At 62.1% G+C, this 17,558-nt stretch carries 12 protein-coding genes; 1 reads left to right on the plus strand and 11 read right to left on the minus strand.

Going from position 1 to position 17,558, the window contains the following annotated elements:
• Nucleotide 1 precedes the first annotated feature (1 nt).
• The 11 genes from glgX to LOY31_RS13830 form a co-directional block, all read right to left on the minus strand.
• Entirely contained in the window at nt 2-2,161 is a 2,160-nt protein-coding gene (gene glgX / locus LOY31_RS13780) for a glycogen debranching protein GlgX (protein WP_258713518.1), read from the minus strand.
• 213 nt (nt 2,162-2,374) lie between these two features.
• A complete protein-coding gene (locus LOY31_RS13785; protein ID WP_127798011.1) occupies nt 2,375-2,707 on the minus strand; it encodes a DUF2934 domain-containing protein in 333 nt (110 codons plus the stop codon).
• A 29-nt stretch (nt 2,708-2,736) separates the two neighbouring features.
• Nucleotides 2,737-5,511, minus strand: coding sequence for a malto-oligosyltrehalose synthase (locus LOY31_RS13790; RefSeq protein WP_258713519.1), 2,775 nt, complete (start codon nt 5,509-5,511; stop codon nt 2,737-2,739).
• On the minus strand, nt 5,508-7,586 hold the full coding sequence (malQ, locus tag LOY31_RS13795) for a 4-alpha-glucanotransferase (protein ID WP_258713520.1): 2,079 nt from the start codon (nt 7,584-7,586) through the stop codon (nt 5,508-5,510). The genes LOY31_RS13790 and malQ overlap by 4 nt, the downstream gene beginning before the upstream one ends.
• Entirely contained in the window at nt 7,583-9,385 is a 1,803-nt protein-coding gene (gene treZ, locus LOY31_RS13800; RefSeq protein WP_258713521.1) for a malto-oligosyltrehalose trehalohydrolase, read from the minus strand. The genes malQ and treZ overlap by 4 nt, the downstream gene beginning before the upstream one ends.
• Nucleotides 9,386-9,403: 18 nt before the next feature.
• On the minus strand, nt 9,404-10,990 hold the full coding sequence (gene glgA, locus LOY31_RS13805) for a glycogen synthase GlgA (protein WP_258713522.1): 1,587 nt from the start codon (nt 10,988-10,990) through the stop codon (nt 9,404-9,406).
• Nucleotides 10,991-11,518: 528 nt separating this feature from the next.
• The gene (locus LOY31_RS13810; RefSeq protein WP_258713523.1) at nt 11,519-12,472 is read right to left on the minus strand and encodes a D-2-hydroxyacid dehydrogenase family protein; all 954 of its coding nucleotides are present in this window, start codon (nt 12,470-12,472) and stop codon (nt 11,519-11,521) included.
• Nucleotides 12,473-12,485: 13 nt separating this feature from the next.
• Nucleotides 12,486-13,511 carry an alpha/beta fold hydrolase gene (locus LOY31_RS13815; RefSeq protein ID WP_258713524.1) on the minus strand — a complete coding sequence of 342 codons (1,026 nt, stop codon included), beginning with the start codon at nt 13,509-13,511 and terminating at the stop codon, nt 12,486-12,488.
• An 85-nt stretch (nt 13,512-13,596) separates the two neighbouring features.
• The gene (locus LOY31_RS13820) at nt 13,597-14,031 is read right to left on the minus strand and encodes a YqaA family protein (protein ID WP_221535778.1); all 435 of its coding nucleotides are present in this window, start codon (nt 14,029-14,031) and stop codon (nt 13,597-13,599) included.
• On the minus strand, nt 14,031-14,477 hold the full coding sequence (locus tag LOY31_RS13825) for a DUF411 domain-containing protein (protein ID WP_258713525.1): 447 nt from the start codon (nt 14,475-14,477) through the stop codon (nt 14,031-14,033). Before LOY31_RS13825 ends, LOY31_RS13820 begins: the two co-directional genes overlap by 1 nt.
• Before the next feature lie 164 nt (nt 14,478-14,641).
• On the minus strand, nt 14,642-16,633 hold the full coding sequence (locus LOY31_RS13830; RefSeq protein ID WP_085667104.1) for a methyl-accepting chemotaxis protein: 1,992 nt from the start codon (nt 16,631-16,633) through the stop codon (nt 14,642-14,644).
• Between the two features lie 382 nt (nt 16,634-17,015).
• Between LOY31_RS13830 and LOY31_RS13835 the strand changes: the two genes are divergently transcribed.
• The gene (locus tag LOY31_RS13835) at nt 17,016-17,549 is read left to right on the plus strand and encodes a hypothetical protein (protein ID WP_085604016.1); all 534 of its coding nucleotides are present in this window, start codon (nt 17,016-17,018) and stop codon (nt 17,547-17,549) included.
• The last annotated feature ends 9 nt before the right edge of the window (nt 17,550-17,558 follow it).

The raw sequence follows: 17,558 nt of genomic DNA on the forward strand, positions 1-17,558 counted from the left end.
GTCAGTCCTCTTCTTCGCGTTGCAGCTCAAACAGCAGCAGCGAGCGCCCGGTAACCGAATACTCGTGACCGAACGTGAAGCGTTCCTGTCCCCGGATCGATGGCTGATTGGTGTCGATCATGCAGGTCCAGAAACTGCCTTCAGGCACTTCCGGCAAGGTGAAGTTGACGATGTCGTGATGCGCGTTGACCACCAGCAGCAACGTGGCGTCGGCACCCTTGCGGCGGATCCCGGTTTCCTGGGCGCGACCGTCAAGCAACATGCCCATGCAGCGATTCTGCGCGTCATGCCAGTGTTCGGTGGTCATTTCCGTGGCGTCCGGCGCAAGCCAGGTCACGTCCTTGACGCCGATGTCCTCGTTGTATTCGCCGACCAGAAAACGCCCGCGTCGCAGGATCGGATACGCCAGGCGCAACTTGATCAGGCGTTTGACGAATTTCAGCAGCGCTTTGCCGTCCTCGCTCAGGTCCCAGTTGACCCAGCCGATCTCGCTGTCCTGGCAATAAGCATTGTTGTTGCCGTCCTGGGTACGAGCGAATTCGTCGCCGGCCACCAGCATCGGCGTGCCCTGAGACAGGAGCAAGGTGGCGAAGAAGTTACGCATCTGCCGGTGGCGCAGCGCATTGATTTCCGGGTCGTCGGTAGGGCCTTCGACGCCGTGATTCCAGGACAGGTTGTTGTTGCTGCCGTCCTGATTGTTTTCGTCGTTGGCCTCGTTGTGCTTGTCGTTGTAGGACACCAGATCGTTGAGGGTGAAGCCGTCGTGGGCGGTGACGAAATTCACCGACGAATAAGGCCGGCGGCCGCGCTGATTGAACATCTCGCCGGAGGCGGTCATGCGGCTGGCGAAGTCGGCGAGCTGGCCGTCGTCGCCTTTCCAGAACGCGCGCACGGTGTCGCGGAATTTGTCGTTCCACTCGACCCAGCCCGGCGGGAAGTTGCCGACCTGATAACCGCCGGGACCACAGTCCCAGGGCTCGGCGATCATTTTCACCTGACGCAGCACCGGGTCCTGACGGCAGGCCACAAGGAAGCTGTGACGTTCATCGAAGCCATCGTGATAACGACCGAGGATGGTCGCCAGATCGAAACGGAAGCCGTCGACGTGCATTTCGCTGGCCCAGTAGCGCAGCGAGTCGGTGACCATTTGCAGCACACACGGGTGGCTCAAATCGAGGGTGTTACCGGTGCCGGAATCGTTGATGTAGAAGCGCTTGTCGTCCGGCATCAAACGGTAGTACGAGGCGTTGTCGATCCCGCGCATCGACAGGGTCGGGCCTTGCTCGTTGCCTTCGGCGGTGTGGTTGTAGACCACGTCGAGAATCACTTCGAGATTGGCGTCGTGCAGGTGCGCGACCATTTCCTTGAACTCGGCAATCTTGCCGCTGGCCAGGTAGCGCGGGTCCGGGGCGAAGAACGCGATGCTGTTGTAGCCCCAGTAATTGGTCATGCCTTTGTGCAGCAGGTGCTGGTCGTTGACGAAGGCGTGGATCGGCAGCAGCTCGACGGTCGACACGCCGAGTTTGCGGATGTGTTCCAGCACGTCGTCGACCATCAGCCCGGCAAACGTCCCGCGCACGTTCTCCGGCACGGAAGGGTGGCGCATGCTGATGCCGCGCACGTGGGTTTCGTAAATGATGGTCTTGTCCCACGGCACGCTGACGCGATGGTCGTGGCCCCAGGTGTGCGCCGGGTCGATGACTTTGCACTTGGGGACGAAGGGCGCGCTGTCGCGCTCGTCGAAACTGAGGTCGGCGTCGGGGTGGCCGATGGTGTAGCCGAACAGCGCCTCGGACCATTTCAACTCGCCCACCAGTTGCTTGGCGTACGGGTCGATCAGCAATTTGTTGTGATTGAAGCGATGGCCGTTGGCCGGGTCGTACGGGCCGTAGACCCGGTAGCCGTAAATCAGGCCCGGATGTGCATCGGGCAGATAGCCATGGTAGATCTCATCGGTGTATTCCGGCAGTTCGATGCGTTCGAGTTCGACTTCGCCGGCATCGTCGAAAATGCACAGTTCGACCCGGGTGGCGTTGGCGGAAAACAGCGCGAAGTTCACCCCCAGACCATCCCAGGTTGCGCCGAGCGGGAAGGGCAGGCCTTCACGGATGCGCGAGGGTTCGGCGTGCGCGGCGGGCTCGGCTTTCTTTGGACGGGTCATAGGTGCTCCTGCAAATGGGGGTGGGCATCAATTCTTTGTGGGAGCGAGCTTGCTCGCGAATACGGTCTGTCATTCAAAGATGGAGGTGACTGATAGATCGCCTTCGCGAGCAAGCTCGCTCCCACAGTGGCTTCATGTTTCTTGAGGACGAGTGCGCCCTCGGTGGCGGGCGAACCCGCCACACGGTTATTCAAATCAATGGTTCGGGGAGCGTCAGACCGCTGGCGGCTTGCGCGGCGCGCGGGGCTTTTTCTCGGCGGCTTTTTCGCCCGGGGGAATGACCTTGGCGGCACTGGCTGGCTTGGCCTTGGCCGTCGTGGCCTTGGGCTTGGCGGCGGGCGCCTTGCCATCGACAGCTTTACTGGTGGCGGTCTTGCCGGCGGTTTTGCTGCCGGCAGCCTTGGGCGATTTTTTTGGTGCCAGCGCCTCGGATTCGGCCAGTTTGCGCGCCATCTCCCAGTGGCGCGCTTCCTGGCCTTCGGGTTTACCTTCGGATTCCCAGATCTGATAGGCGAATTCGCGGATGCGTTTATCGTCGGTACTCATCGCAATGCTCCTGGACTGAACTCATGCTGCTAGACGTGTTGGATAAGCAGATTGACCGGGAAATCCCCCAGCGCGGCGCTGACGTGCAGCTCCCTGTTTTTTGTGACTGCGGTGCTCGAAAAAAGTCCCTTCAGATTTTCGTCAGAGGCGTCGAACGGTAAAACCACCCGCGTATCGCCCCAGCGCAGCGCATCGACCATGGGTAGGGCACTGTTTTCCAGCAGTGTTGCGCAACGGATCGGCACGATCACGATGACCCGTTGCTCCCCATGCTCGCGGGCAAACGCGAGCACGTTGTGCGCCTGGCTGCCCAGCACCTCGAGGGCCTGGTACGAACCGCGGCGGAACAATTCGCTGTGTTCGGTGCGCAACTGCAGCACCTGGGCGATCAAGGCCTGCTTGATTCGCCCGTCACGCCAATCCGACAACAGTTCCTCTGCGGGCGTCGCCGTCAGGGTCTGTTCGCGCAGGCCGTAGTCCACCGGCCGGCGGTTGTCCGGATCGACCAGACTGAAATCCCAATACTCGTTGCCCTGATACAGATCCGGCACGCCCGGTACGGTCATGCGCAGCAAGGTTTGCGCCAGACCGTTGAGGGCGCCGGCGGCAGCGATGCTGTTGACGGTCTTGGCCAGCGCCCCGCGCAGCAGTTCGCCTTCGGGGGCCAGCAGCAATTGTTCGGTGAACGCCTGAGCTGCGTTTTCGTAAGCCTCGTTCGGCGCACTCCAGCTGCTTTGCAGCTTGGCTTCGCGCAGGGCTTTCTGCTGCCACTGCCAGACACGTTTGGCGTAGTCGGCGAAACCGGCCTGATCGTCGTCGCGCAGGTCCAGCGGCCAACTGCCGAGCAGCGCCTGATAGAGGATCAATTCGTCCGCCGACGACGGCAGCTGATCGTCATGGCGCAGCGGGCGGGCGAGGGCGCGCCACAGCTCGATCTGTTCGGCGTACCAGTGGCTGCGTTCGCTGAGCACTGCCAGTCGCGCGCGGGTGTCTTCGCCGCGTTTGTGGTCGTGGGTGGCGGTGGCCAGCAGGTTGTCCGGGAAGCTCGCCAGACGTTGCTGGTTCACCGCGTGAAAGTCGCTGACCGGGGCGCTGAACTGCTCGGTGTTGTAGCCGACGTCATTGCGCGACAGCAGCACCGCCGAGCGATACAGCGCGGTATCTTCCACCGCTTTGGCGGCGGCCGGTGAAGTGAGTTGCTGAAAGCGCACGCAGGCATGCTTGAGGATTTTGCGCGAACGGCCACGGGGTTTGCGCCGCCACGGCTGGCCGCCAAGCCAACCGGCTACGGAGTCCAGCACCGGCCAGTCGGCTTCGCTCAATGTCTGTCGCGCACCATCCATGGCCTGTTGGAAAAACACTTCGTCCCGTGCCGAGCGGCCCATCGGGGTGATGTAAGTGCGATAGACCGGGAAGTGCACGATCAGCGCCTGCAACACCCGGCGGATCGATCCGAGCGTGAGGTCGCGGGTCATCAGGTCATCGCGCGCCACTTGCAGCAGGGCCTGGGCGACACTTTCGCAATCGCTGGCCAGCGAGCCGTTGAGGATCTGCTGACGCGCCAGTTGCGCTTCTTCGATAAACGCCGAGGGGCGTTCGGTGCGGCGTTTCCACAAATCGCCGAGCACATGTTCGCCGTCCGGATCGTGTTGCAGCAGCGACAGCTGGTTCATGAATTCATAACCGGTGCTGCCGTCCACGGACCAGTCGGTGGGCAGGGTTTCACCGTCGCCGAGGATCTTCTCAACGTAGATCGGCAAGTGTCGGCCCGGTGCGAGGTGGTCGAGGCGGCGGCGCAATTTGCGGCAGTAGCTGCGCGGGTCGGCGAGGCCGTCGATGTGGTCGATGCGCAGGCCGTCGATCAGGCCTTCGCCGATCAACTGGAAGATCTTGCCGTGGGTGGCCTCGAACACCGCCGGACGCTCGACGCGCAAACCGCCGAGTTCGTTGATGTCGAAGAAGCGCCGCCAGTTGATATCATCCGCCGCCGTGCGCCAGCTCGCCAGGCGATAGCTTTGCCGCTCCAGCAATTGATGCAGGCGCTGAAAACCTTCTTCGGTCTTCGAGTCGTAGTGGGTCAGGTTGCGCTGGATAGCCTCGAGGTTCTGCGGGTCGCTGGCCAGTTGCTGAAGTTCTTCCTTGAGCGGGAGGGCCAGCGAGCGCGCGTCGGTCTGGTAACTGAGCGCGCTGAAGCGGTCGGCGAGGGCCTTGAGCGCTTCATTCGGGGCGTCATCGGATTTGAGCAGTTCACCGTAATCGCCGGGGCAGATCGGAAAGTAATGTTCGTAATGCTCGACATGAAAGGTGCCGCTCTCTGCGTTGAACACCAGCGGCAGGGTCGCGTCCTGTAGCGCGACGCCGTAATCGCTGCCGAGAAATGGCAGCAGCAACTGGCCTTCCATCAACGGGTCGGGCGAGTGCCACTGAATGTCGAAGAATTCGCCGTAGGGGCTGAGCCGTCCCCATTCCAGCAGGTCGAGCCACCACGGGTTGTCACCGCCACCGACCGCCATGTGATTGGAGACGATGTCGAGGATCAGCCCCATGCCGTGTTCGCGAAGGCTGGCGACCAGGCGGCGCAAGGCCGGCTCGCCGCCGAGTTCCGGATTGACCCGGGTCGGGTCGACCACATCGTAGCCATGCATCGAGCCCGCGCGGGCGGCGAGCAGCGGCGAGGCGTAAATGTGGCTGATGCCGAGTCGAGAGAAATACGGCACCAGCGGCACCGCTTGATCGAGGGTAAAACCGCGATGAAATTGCAGGCGGACCGTGGCGCGCAGTGTCTGGATAGGCAGTGCACTCATCGGTCACGCTCGGCTGCCTGAAGACGCGCGCAAGCCAGCAGTTCCAGGCGTCGTGCGGCGTCAACGCCGTCGAGCAGCGCTTCACTGGTGCCCGGCAAGCGACGCGACCAGTTTGGGTGGGTGTCGATGGTGCCGGGCAGGTTGGCCTGTTCGTCGAGCCCCAGCGCATCTTCCAGTGGCAACAGCACCAGCGGCGCCCGGGTGTGGCCGAGGAAACGTACAGCGGCGTCGACCACCTGATCGGCTTCGTGAGATTCCTCGCGAAAGTTTTGCGGGTCCTGGCTCAGGGCACCGCGCAGACCTTCACGCTCGCGTTCGCGGTAACGGCGCCAGTCGATTTCGCCATTGGCGTCGATCAGCCCGAGCCGCGCGTTCCAGTCGATGTCGCGGCCATGCCACCAGCCGTTGAGGGTCGGCAGATCGTGGGTGCTGGTGGTGGCGAGGGCGTTGTCCGGCCAGTCGAGGATCGGCTTGAAATGGGTGTTGTCCTGTTCAAACAACAACACGCGCATGCCGAGCATGGCCCGGGCGACGAGTTTTTCCCGCAGACCATCGGGCACGGTGCCGAGGTCTTCGCCGAGCACGATCGCTTGATGGCGATGGGATTCGAGGGTCAGCAGACGCAGCAGGTCATCCACTGGGTAATACAGGTAGGCGCCGTCCGCCGGGACCGCGCCGTTGGGGATCACCCACAACCGTTGCAGGCCCATGACATGGTCGATACGCAACCCGCCGGCGTGGGCGAAGTTGGCGCGCAGCATGTCGATGAACGCGCGAAAACCGTTGCGCACCAGACCTTCCGGGGAAAACGCGGAAATGCCCCAGCCCTGGCCCGAGCGATTGAGGATGTCCGGCGGTGCGCCGACGGTCAGCGAGGCGAGCAATTCATCCTGAAAGCTCCAGGCCTGACTGCCGGCACCGTCCGCACCCACGGCCAGGTCGGCAATCAGGCCGATGCCCATGCCGGCGCTGCGGGCGGCGGTCTGGGCGCGTTCGAGGCAGCGGTGGATCAACCACTGGCAGAACGCGAAGTAGCTGATGCGCTCGGCGTATTCTTCGGCAAACGCGCCAAGGGCGGCGCCGCGCGGGTCGTGCCAGTGCTCGGGCCATTGGCGCCAGTCGAGGTTTTCGCCACGGGCGGCGCGCATTTCCTGAATGGCTTCGAAGCGGCAGTGGTTTTCCAGCGCTTCGCCGCCGGCATCGCGGAAGCTGGAGAAATCCGCATGTAACGGGTGCTCGCCGCTGATGAAGCCGTCGTACAGGGCTTGCAGCAGTTTCAGTTTGGCCTCGGCGGCTTTCGGCCAGTCGATCAGTTTCAGGTTTTCCAGTTGCTCGAACTGATCGGTCAGGCCGGCCGCGTCAATCGCATCGCGCAGCGCGCGTTCGCCGAGGATCGCACCGGGTGCGGCGTACAACGAATTGAGAAACAGCCGACTGGACGGCGAGTAAGGGCTGTAGCGCCCGGTGTCGGCGCTGAACATCGCGTGCAGCGGGCTGATCGCCAGAGCATCGGCGCCACGCTCGCCGGCCACCCGGGCCAGTTCTTCCAGGGCCTGGGTGTCGCCGAAACCGCCATCGCCGGGGCGGCGCAGGCCATACAGCTGCACGCTCAGGCCCCACGCGCGAGGTATCGGGCTGTCCACCGCGTCACCCACGCTGAAGCAGCGTTCCGGTGCTACGGCCAGGGTGAATTGCTGGTCGGCGATGTGCACTTGCTGATAGCCGACCGGAATCTCGCCGGGCAACACGGCCTCGGCATCCAGCTTGAGGCTCAGGCGCGAGCCGTCTTCAAGGTGAATCTCGCAAGGGGTTTCGGGTTCGAAATAACGGGCCAGGTCCACGCCCACGCCAACATCGGCAGTGAGCAGTGGCGGCAGATGGCGATTTTCCTGTACTTGTTGCAGTTCAAGCAGGCTGGCGTCGATTTCCTGGGCCGTTCCAGCCGGGTGACCGAGACCGGTCAGAACATTGCGCAGCACCGCCGGGGCGACTTTTTGCGGTCGGCCGTTGGCGTCGATCCAGTCGACGGCAAGGCCGGCTCGGCTGGCGAGAATTTCCAGTTGCGCATCGCTCATAGGCGCTCTCCATCCAGGGGTGGCAAAGGGGTTGCGGCCGTGAGGCTGACGAGCGCGCAATACGGGGGCAGTTGCCCCTCATCCGACAGGCCTGTGTCGGGTGGCTGGCGAAACAGCCACACCGAATCAGCCTGTGGAAGGTTGACCACTGGCGTATCGCTGAGGTTCAGGTCGATTCGCAGCTCGCTGCCATCGCCCAGCCGCCAGCGCGCGCTGACCGCCCCGGGCCCCAGCACCTGGGCGCCGAGTGCTTGCGTTCCGGACAGGTTGGGAATGATGTATTGATGGCGCAATTGCAGCAGTTGGCGGTACAGCGCCAACGTCTCCCGTTGCCGAGCTGTGCCGCTGCCGACCAGCCGCGGTTGTGAGGCGTGAAACGTTTGCTCGGCGTTCGGATCGGGAATCTGCTCGCGCTTGTGCGGATCGGAGAAAGCACTGAACGCCGCAAACTCGTTACGCCGACCTTCGCGCACCAGCTTTGCCAGTTCGCCATGGTGGCTGGTGAAAAACAGGAACGGTTGTTCGGCGGCGTATTCGTCGCCCATGAACATCAGGGGAATCATCGGCGACAGCAACAACAGCGCTGTCGCAGCCTCCACCGCGCGCGGGTCGGCCAGTTGATGCAAGCGTTCGCCGAAGGCACGGTTGCCGATCTGGTCGTGGTTCTGCAGGAATAGCACGAACGCCGTGGACGGCAAATGCTCACTCGGCTCGCCACGGGGTTCGCCGTGGCGGGTGATATGACCCTGAAACACGAAACCCTGGCTCAGGCAGCGGGCCAATTGCTCGGTGGGTTGCAGTGCATAGTCCGCGTAATAGGCGTCAGTTTCACCGGTCAGCAACACGTGCAGGGCGTTATGGCCGTCGTCGTTCCACTGCGCGTCATAGTTTTCCTCCAACAGGCTCGACTGGTTGAGTTCGTTCTCGATGGTCAGCCACACATGGCGGGCGGGGTCGATCTGCTGACGTATGCGATGTGCGAGTTCAGGCAGAAAGTCCGGGCTTTGTATGGCATGCACCGCGTCCAGTCGCAGGCCGTCGAAACGGTATTCCAGCAGCCACATCAAGGCGTTTTCGACGAAGAAGTCCCGCACTTCGCGACGACGAAAGTCGATAGCCGCGCCCCACGGCGTGTGTTTGTCTTCGCGGAAAAAGCCCTTGGCGTAGCGATGCAGGTAATTGCCGTCGGGGCCGAAGTGGTTGTAGACCACGTCGAGAATCACTGCCAGGCCATAACCGTGGGCGCTGTCGATAAGGTGTTTGAGTTGTTCCGGCGTGCCGTAACTGGCCTGCGGCGCGTAATGCAGCACGCCGTCGTAGCCCCAGTTGCGATCGCCGGGAAACTGCGCGATCGGCATCAGTTCAATGGCGGTGATGCCCAGTCCGGCCAGACGCGCCAGATGCTGCTCGACTTCGGCAAACCCGCCGAGCGCGCCGACATGCAATTCGTAGATCACCGCTTCATTCCACGGCCGACCTTGCCAGGTGGTGTTGCGCCAGGAATAGAGGTGCGGATCGACCACCACACTGTGGCGGTCGAGGTCACCGTCCTGCGCTCTGGAGGCCGGGTCGGGCACCTCCAGTTCGCCGTCGATATTGAAACGGTAGCGGCTGCCGGCGGGGCAGCGGGTCTTGATGACAAACCAGCCATCGCCCTGGGGCAGCATGGGCAGGGACTGGCCGTTGCCCAGCTCGACGCTGACGTAAAACGCATCCGGCGCCCACAACGCGAATTGCGTGTGGTCGGCATCCAGCATGATCGCGCCGTGGGGCCAGCTTTCAGGTGTCCGTGACGGCATCGTTGAAAACCTCCCTGGTTATTTGTGGTGCGTTTTACCCAGCGCCTTGGCCACCAGTTGTTCGTAGAGTTCGGCGTAGGGTTCGACCGCCTTGCACCAGTTGAACGGCGCGGCCATCGCCCGGCAACGCATTGCGTGCAGCAGGTCCGGGAACGCAAACACCTTGAACGCGCGGCTCAGGGCTTCGCGGTAGCTGTCCGCGGTCGATTCGTTGAACAGGAAACCGGTGACGCCGTTTTCAATGGTGTCGGCCAGCCCGCCAGTGTTGCGTGCCACCGGCAACGAACCGAAACGCTGGGCGTACATCTGGCTCAGACCGCAGGGTTCATACCGCGATGGCATCAGCAGGAAATCGCTGCCGGCAAACATGCGTCGGGCGTCGGTTTCATTGAAGCCGATGCGCACGCCGATCTGCCCGGGGAAGCGCAGCGCCAGCTCGCGCATGGCCTGTTCTTCTTCCGGTTCGCCACGGCCGATGATCGCGATCTGGCCACCGTTCTGGACGATGTATTCCGATACCGCTTCGGTCAGGTCGAGGCCTTTTTGATAGACCAGACGCGAGACCACTGCAAACAGAGGACCTTCGGACTCGTTCAGGCCGAACAGTTCGCGCACGTGGGCGGCGTTGATGGCCTTGCCTTCCCAGTCGCCGATGGCAAATGGCGCGAACAGATGCGGGTCGGTGGCAGCGTCCCAGCTCTCATCAATGCCGTTGGGAATGCCGCTGAGCAAACCTTGCTGGGTCTTGGCGGCGAGAAAACCGTCGAGACCGCAGCCGAAATCCGGGGTGGTGATTTCCTGCGCGTAGGTGGCGCTGACCGTGGTGATGTGGCTCGAATAGGCCATGCCGGCCTTGAGGAACGACATCTTGCCGTAAAACTCCATGCCTTCCTGTTGCAGGGCATGGGCGGGAATCCCGAGTTCCGGGCACGAGCCCAGGCTGGTCACACCTTGATAGGCGAGGTTGTGAATGGTGAACAGGGTCGGCGTGCGTTGCCCGCGCCAGTGCATGTAGGCAGGCGCGAGACCGGCCGGCCAGTCGTGGGCATGCACCAGATCCGGGCACCAGTGGATTTGCGCGAGGTTGGCGGCGATATCGGCGGCGGCCAGACCCAGACGGGCGAAGCGAATGTGGTTGTCCGGCCAGTCGCGACCGTTGTTGGCGCCATACGGGCCGCCGTCACGGGCATAGAGTTCAGGGCAGATCAACACATAGATGACCAGACCGTCAGGCATGTCCATGCGCCCGATCTTGCAGGGCGGCAGCGCGGCGTGTCCACCCAGTTCGCCGATGATGTGGATCGGATTCTCGCTGTTCATCACTTGCGGGTAACCGGGGATCAACACCCGGACGTCATGCAGGTGCGCCATGGCGCGGGGCAGGGCGGCAGAAACGTCTCCCAGACCACCGGTCTTCACCAGATCGGCGATTTCCGAGGTCACGAACAACACTTTCTTCTTGTTGGGGTTCTGACTCGCTACCGGCGTCAGCGTCTTGGTGCCCGGGACGTTGATCGACCGGCTGCCGGGAACGCTCACGGTGCTCGACTCGCCGACCGGCTGGTGAGCACGCTCTCCCTGAATATCCAATGCCGCACTGATCATATGAATCTCCCGTCTTTTTGATCTGATTCTTGTGTTAAACAAGCGATGTCCATGGCCAGGTCCTGTGGCCGGGCGCAAACGCGCCACGCATCGGTGAGCAAACGCTACCCAACACGCGCAAGCAGAATGGGTGAGGGGACCATTGCAAGACTTGAACCAGTCACTTTGGCCCTGCCTATCAGATGACCCGCCGCGATCAGCAAAAGTTTCGACGAATTTTTGACTTTATGACCGGCCGGTTTTACCCCGCGAAAACCAGTCTAGGCCAGATACTAGAGCGGGCCAGGCCAATCGGATGAATTGTTCGACAATCTGTTGCAGGCTCACGAAATCCGTGGCTTCGGGAGGGGGTGCGCCCCGACGAAGTGCATGTTTGGCGGGGTCGATGATTCAGAATGGTGACCGGCTGGTCACGATTTCGGGCGCCGGGAAAGCGCGGGCGCACTGTTGCGGTGCGGACAGTTGTGTTGGCGGGCAGACAGCGGGTGCTGCTTCGCGGGCAGGGATTGCCCGCAAAGGCGAGCGATTTCAGTTGAGCAGGCGGACGGGTTCCCCGGCTGACCAGGCTTGAATGTCTTCGATCATCTGCGAAAAGAACAGCTCATAGTTCTGGCGGCTGACGTAGCCGACATGCGGCGTGGCCAGCACGTTGTCGAGGGTGCGAAACGGGTGCAGCGCAGGCAGCGGTTCCTGATCGAACACGTCGAGGGCTGCACCGCCGAGGCGCTGTTTCTGCAAGGCTTTGATCAGCGCCGCTTCGTCGACAATCGGCCCGCGCGCGGTGTTGACCAGCAGCGCGGTCGGCTTCATCCAGTCCAGCGCCTGGGCATCCACCAGGCCCCTGCTGCGGTCGCTGAGCACCAGATGCACCGACAACACGTCAGCCTGTTCGAACAATTGCTGCTTGCTGACATAAGTGACGCCGGCCTGTTCGGCGCGCTCGGCGGTGAGGTTTTCGCTCCAGGCGATCACGCGCATGCCGAACACCTGACCGAACTGCGCCACCCGTTGACCGATGCTGCCGAGCCCTAGAATGCCGAGGGTCTTGCCGTGCAGGTCGCCACCGAGGCCTTGCTGCCACTGGCCGGCGCGCAAGGCATTGGCTTCGTTCAGCAGATTGCGGGTGGCGGCCATGATCAGCGCCCAGGTCAGTTCCGGCGCCGCGTGTTTATAGCTGTCGGTGCCGCAGACCTTGATCCCGAGGCGAGCAGCGGCCGGCATGTCCAGCGCCGCGTTGCGCATGCCACCGGTGACCAGCAGCTTCAGATTCGGCAGGCGTTTGAGCAGGTCTTCATCGAAGCGTGTGCGTTCGCGCATCACGCAAATCACCTCGAACCGGCCCAGACGTTCGGCCAGCGTGGCGTTGTCCGCCGGGTACTCATGGACGAAGGTGACTTCACCAATACTGCCCAGCACCGACCAGTCGACCACGTCCCGCGCGACGTCCTGCCAGTCATCGATCACCGCAATCTGCACCGCCATCAGCGTTACCTCTTCAACGAACGGGATTGGTTTTGTCCAGCCAGCCCAGCAGTGCCTCGTGGAATTTCGCCGGCTCTTCCATCTGCGGGGCGTGGCCCATGCCGGGGAATTCCACCAGCGTGGACTGAGGAATCAGTTTCGCGACCTGCTTGCCCAGCACCTCGTAGTGACCGATTTTCGCCTTCACTTCCGGCGGCGCAATGTCCTTGCCGATGGCGGTGGTGTCGGAAGTGCCGATCAGCAGCAGGGTCGGCATTTTCAGGTCATTGAACTCGTAGTACACCGGCTGGGTGAAGATCATGTCGTAGATCAGCGCCGAGTTCCATGCGACCTGAGTCTTGCCCGGGCCGTTGCTCAGGCCGGCGAGCATGTCCACCCAACGGTCGAATTCGGGTTTCCAGCGGCCGTCGTAATAGGTTGTGCGCTCATAGTCGCGAATGCCCTGGGCGGTGACTTTGAGTTCGCGCTGATACCACTGATCGACGCTGCGATACGGCACGCCAAGGGCTTTCCAGTCTTCCAGACCGATCGGGTTAACCAGCGCCAGTTGCTCGACCTGATCCGGGTATTGCAGCGCGTAACGGGTGGCGAGCATGCCGCCGGTGGAGTGGCCGAGCAGAGTGGCTTTCTGGATGCCCAGCGTCTTGAGCAGTTGCTGGGTGTTGGCCGCCAGTTGCTGGAAGGTGTACTGGTAGTGATCGGGTTTGCTGGAGGTGCAGAAACCGATCTGATCCGGGGCGACCACCCGGTAACCGGCCTCGCTCAGGGCCTTGATCGAACTGTCCCAGGTCGCGCCGCAAAAATTCTTGCCGTGCATCAGCACCACGGTGCGTCCGTTGGCCTTGCCGTGGGCGGCGACGTCCATGTAACCCATCTGCAGCGACTTGCCCTGGGACTGAAAGGCAAAGTGCTTGAGGGTGTAGGGATAATCGAAACCTTGCAGCTCCGGGCCGTATTGCGGGCCTTCGGCGTGAGCAAGCAGGGGCAGGGCGGCGGTTAGCAGCAAGCCGGGCAGCCAGCGGGTCAGCGACACAGACATAGGACAACTCCACAAGAAATCGGCCGATGCTGGAACGGCCGGATTAGGGCGACGTTAAACACAGGCAATCCCCGGGCCGGATCGTTCAACCGAGCCAGCCTAGGGTGAGCATCGCCAGCACCCCGTAGCGGGCGCCTTTGGCGAGGGTGACGATCAACAGAAAGCGCCCGAGGGGTTCACGCATGACCCCGGCGATCAGCGTCAGCGGGTCGCCGATCACCGGCAACCAGCTAAGTAGCAGCGACCAGTGACCATAACGCTGATAGTGAACGCGGGCACGCTCCATATGCTTCGGGCTGACCGGAAACCAGCGCCGGTCCTGAAACCGTTCCAGCCCGCGCCCCAGCCACCAGTTCACCAGCGAACCGAGGACATTGCCCAGCGTCGCCACCGCCAGCAGCCCCCACAGCCAGTAACGATCGCTGACCAGCAGCCCGACCAGCACGGCTTCCGATTGCAGTGGCAAGAGTGTCGCTGCGCCAAACGCGGCCAGGAACAGCCCGAGATAACCCGCCGTCATCAATGGGCCGGGTAATCCGCCACCACCACATCGGCGCCGTCTTTCTTCAGGCCGATCACTTGATACGCATCGCTCATGCCGTCCATTTCCATGCCCGGCGAGCCCATCGGCATACCCGGTGCGGCAACGCCCAGCAGATCGTCACGCTTGCTCAGGGCCAGCACCTGTTCCGCCGGCACGTGGCCTTCGACGAATTTGCCGTTGATGATTGCGGTGTGGCAGGACGCCAGACGTGGCGGTACGCCGTGTTGCTGCTTGAAGCTGCTCATGTCGGATTCGATGTGGTCTTCGACCTTGAAGCCATTGGCTTCCAGGTGGCTGATCCACTTTTTGCAGCAGCCACAGTTGGCGTCGCGGTGGACTTCGATCGGGATAAGGTCGGCGGCTTGCGCCAGGGAGGAAATGAACAGGGCGCTCAGGGCGGCCAGACGCAGGTGGTTTCGCATGGAGGGCTCTCGGCTCGAAGGAGGAACGGTCAAAAAAGGAAGGCATTTTGACCGGTTTTTCCTGCCGGGCATCAACGGAGTGTTTCCAAGTGATACGAGGCAGGCCTGCCAACATGATCGTAGATCAAAGCTGACAGGCCACTGAGCGCAAGATGACAAAACGGTCAGCGAACCTTGAAGCGCCCCATGATCGCGCTCACCCGGCTGTTGGCTTCCAGCAGCTGGCGGGTGTTGAGTTCGCTGGCCTGGCCGCTTTCCACCAGCTCATCGACCATGTGACGGATCTGCACCATGCTGCGGTTGATCTCTTCGGTGACCGCGCTTTGCTGCTCGGCGGCGGTGGCGATCTGGGTGCTGAGGCTGTTGATGTGGCTGACGGAGCCGGCCATCTCGTCGAGACCGCTGTTGACTCGCGCCGTGGCGTCCGCAGCCGACTGGCAGCTGGCCTGGGTGTTTTCCATGGCGCTGACCGACGAGCTCACGCCCTGGGTCAGGCGGGTCAACATTTCGTTGATTTCCGAAGTGCTGGCCTGGGTGCGGGCGGCGAGGGCACGCACTTCGTCCGCCACCACCGCAAAACCACGACCCTGCTCACCGGCGCGTGCTGCTTCGATGGCGGCGTTGAGCGCCAGCAGGTTGGTCTGGCCGGCAATGGCGCCGATCACGCCGAGGATTTCGGTGATGCGCTGGGCATCCTGCTGCATGCTTTCGACCTTGTGGGTGGCGCTGGCCACCTCATCAATCAACGCCACCACGCTGCTTGACGCTTCGCCAACCACCACGCGCGAGCGGTCGGCGTTTTCGTTGGCGCGCTGGGTGAAAGCGGCGGTTTCGGCGGCATTTTGCGCGACGCTTTCGGCGGTCGAGCTCATTTCGTTGATCGCGGTAACGGTCTGGTCGGTTTCCGAAGCGTGGCGCAGCAGAATCTGGCTGGTGTGCGCCGAGGTGCGTTGCAGGTTGTCGAGGCTCGAAGCCATGGCGCCGGTGGCCTGGGTGACCTCGCCGATCATGTTCTGCAGGTAGGCGATGAAGGTGTTGACCGAATGCCCGATGGCACCGAGTTCATCTTCAGCGCGAATGGTGATGCGCCGGGTCAGGTCGGCATCGCCGCTGGACAGCGAATCGATGTTGGCTTTCAGCGCTTTCATGCGCGAGACCAGTTGGCGGATCGCGTAGACCTGCAACAGCACCAGCAGGATCACCAGCGGAATCTGCAACAGGCTCAGGCTGCTGAGCACGTCGTCACGCTGGGCGGTGAGCATTTTGGTCGGCAGCGCGGTGGCGAGGAACCACGGGGTGCCTTCGATCGGGCGCATGAAGAACGTGCTGGCTTCCCCGTTGTTGTCGAATTCGACGCGCTGCGCCTGCTCACGGTTTTGCAGCCCGGCCTTGACCTGGCTGGCGAAGGTCGAGCCGCCGGCCAGTTCGCTGATGTTCTTCAGCACGATCGGCCCGCTGATGCGCGAGCTGTTGCTGATGATCTTGCCGTCGGCCTCGACAATCAGCATTTCGGCGTTGAGGTCTTTTTCCTTGCGCGCCACCAGATCGTTGAAGAAGCCCAGGGTCACGTCGATGGTCGAGACGCCCCAGGCGCTGCCGTTTTTCTGGATGGCCATGGCGCAGTTGGTGCGCGGTTCGGCGCTGGCGTCATCTTTATAGGCAGCGGCCCACGCGCACTGGCCGCGCGGGGTTTGCATGCCGCCCTTGTACCAGCTCTGGTCGTAATAATTGGGGGCCGCGTCGCTGTTCCAGAAGGTGTTCACCGCCAGTTTGCCGGAGGCATCCCGGTGCCAGAACGTACTGAACTTGTTGCGTCCGGCCTCGCGCTGGCCGGGCAACGGCCAGATGCCGCCGCCGAATACTTTGAGTTCGCCGTATTGATCCACCAGCCCCGGCAACACCGTGTCGATGGCCGCGCTGTCGAGCAGCGGAATGGTCTGGGTGATGCTGCGCTGCTGCGCCTGGACCTTGTTCAATTCGCCCTGGATCTGCTCGGCCACTTCAGCGATGCGGTTGAGCACGACCTGTTCTTCGGTATGGCGCAGCTTGGGCGCGACCAATTGGCTGATGCCAACCACGGTCAGCACCGACAACAACAGAATGAACAGAACCAGAAACAGCGTGTAGCGAGCCTGAATGGTGCGGAATGCGGGCATGGAAACCGGTCCTTGAGCAGGGATTCTTATTGTGGGCAGGGGAAAAACAGCGCGGGTTTCCTAGCGTATCGTCGGGTACTCGGGAAGCTTTAGGTACTTTCGTCCTAAAAGAGCCGATCCCGACCAAAGGAAGGTGTCAGGCCAGATACATGGGAACTAACCGTCCCGAACATTCGAGCAATAAACCCACTTTCATCACCTTGTCATGAACGCTCTAGTCCCGTATTTCCGGGGCTGTTGCCGATTTGTATCGTGAATGTACAAAAATTGTAAATAAGTGCAGAAAGGAGTTGGTGCCATTAGTTTGCCGGCCGATACTCCGGGCAACTCAAATGTGGTTCAACAAGGAATTTTTCATGTTTTCCTCGCAAGGAGCTTGCTCATGACTATCGGATATACCGGTGCCTGGCAACCCAAGGCGGGTTTGCTGGTTCGAGACACAGGCAGCTCGAGCAAACCGGTTTCTCAAAGCGTGAAGGTCAAGCAGATGCTGGCCCTGGTCGGCAACGATCCCAACGCGATCAGCATCGCGGAGATGGACAAACAGGGGCTGCACAAGAACATCAAGGGTTTCGATCCCACCAATGTTTCTGCCAAGCAGTTGGGCAGTCTCAGTGCAATGCTGCGTGGCCGGGGCCTGATTTCCGAGATCACGTCCATGACCCTGCTCAATGCCGGCGACAAGTTTGATCGCTTCGGCATACAGAAGGACCCGGATGCCAAGTTCAATGCGCTGGAGTACTTCGCAACGCAGCTGGATACCATCCAGAACAACAATCTCAAGGGCAACAAGTACGCGAATACGTTGATCCCCGAGTACAAGAAAGCCATTTATGTACTGCAGAACCTGCAGACTTATGGTCAGGGCGGGGAGCGCAAGCCTCCTACCGATCAAGGTATAAAAGCCAAGGCATGACAGACAGAG

It is taken from the genome of Pseudomonas sp. B21-021 (genome assembly GCF_024749205.1).
GTDB lineage: Bacteria > Pseudomonadota > Gammaproteobacteria > Pseudomonadales > Pseudomonadaceae > Aquipseudomonas > Aquipseudomonas paraglycinae.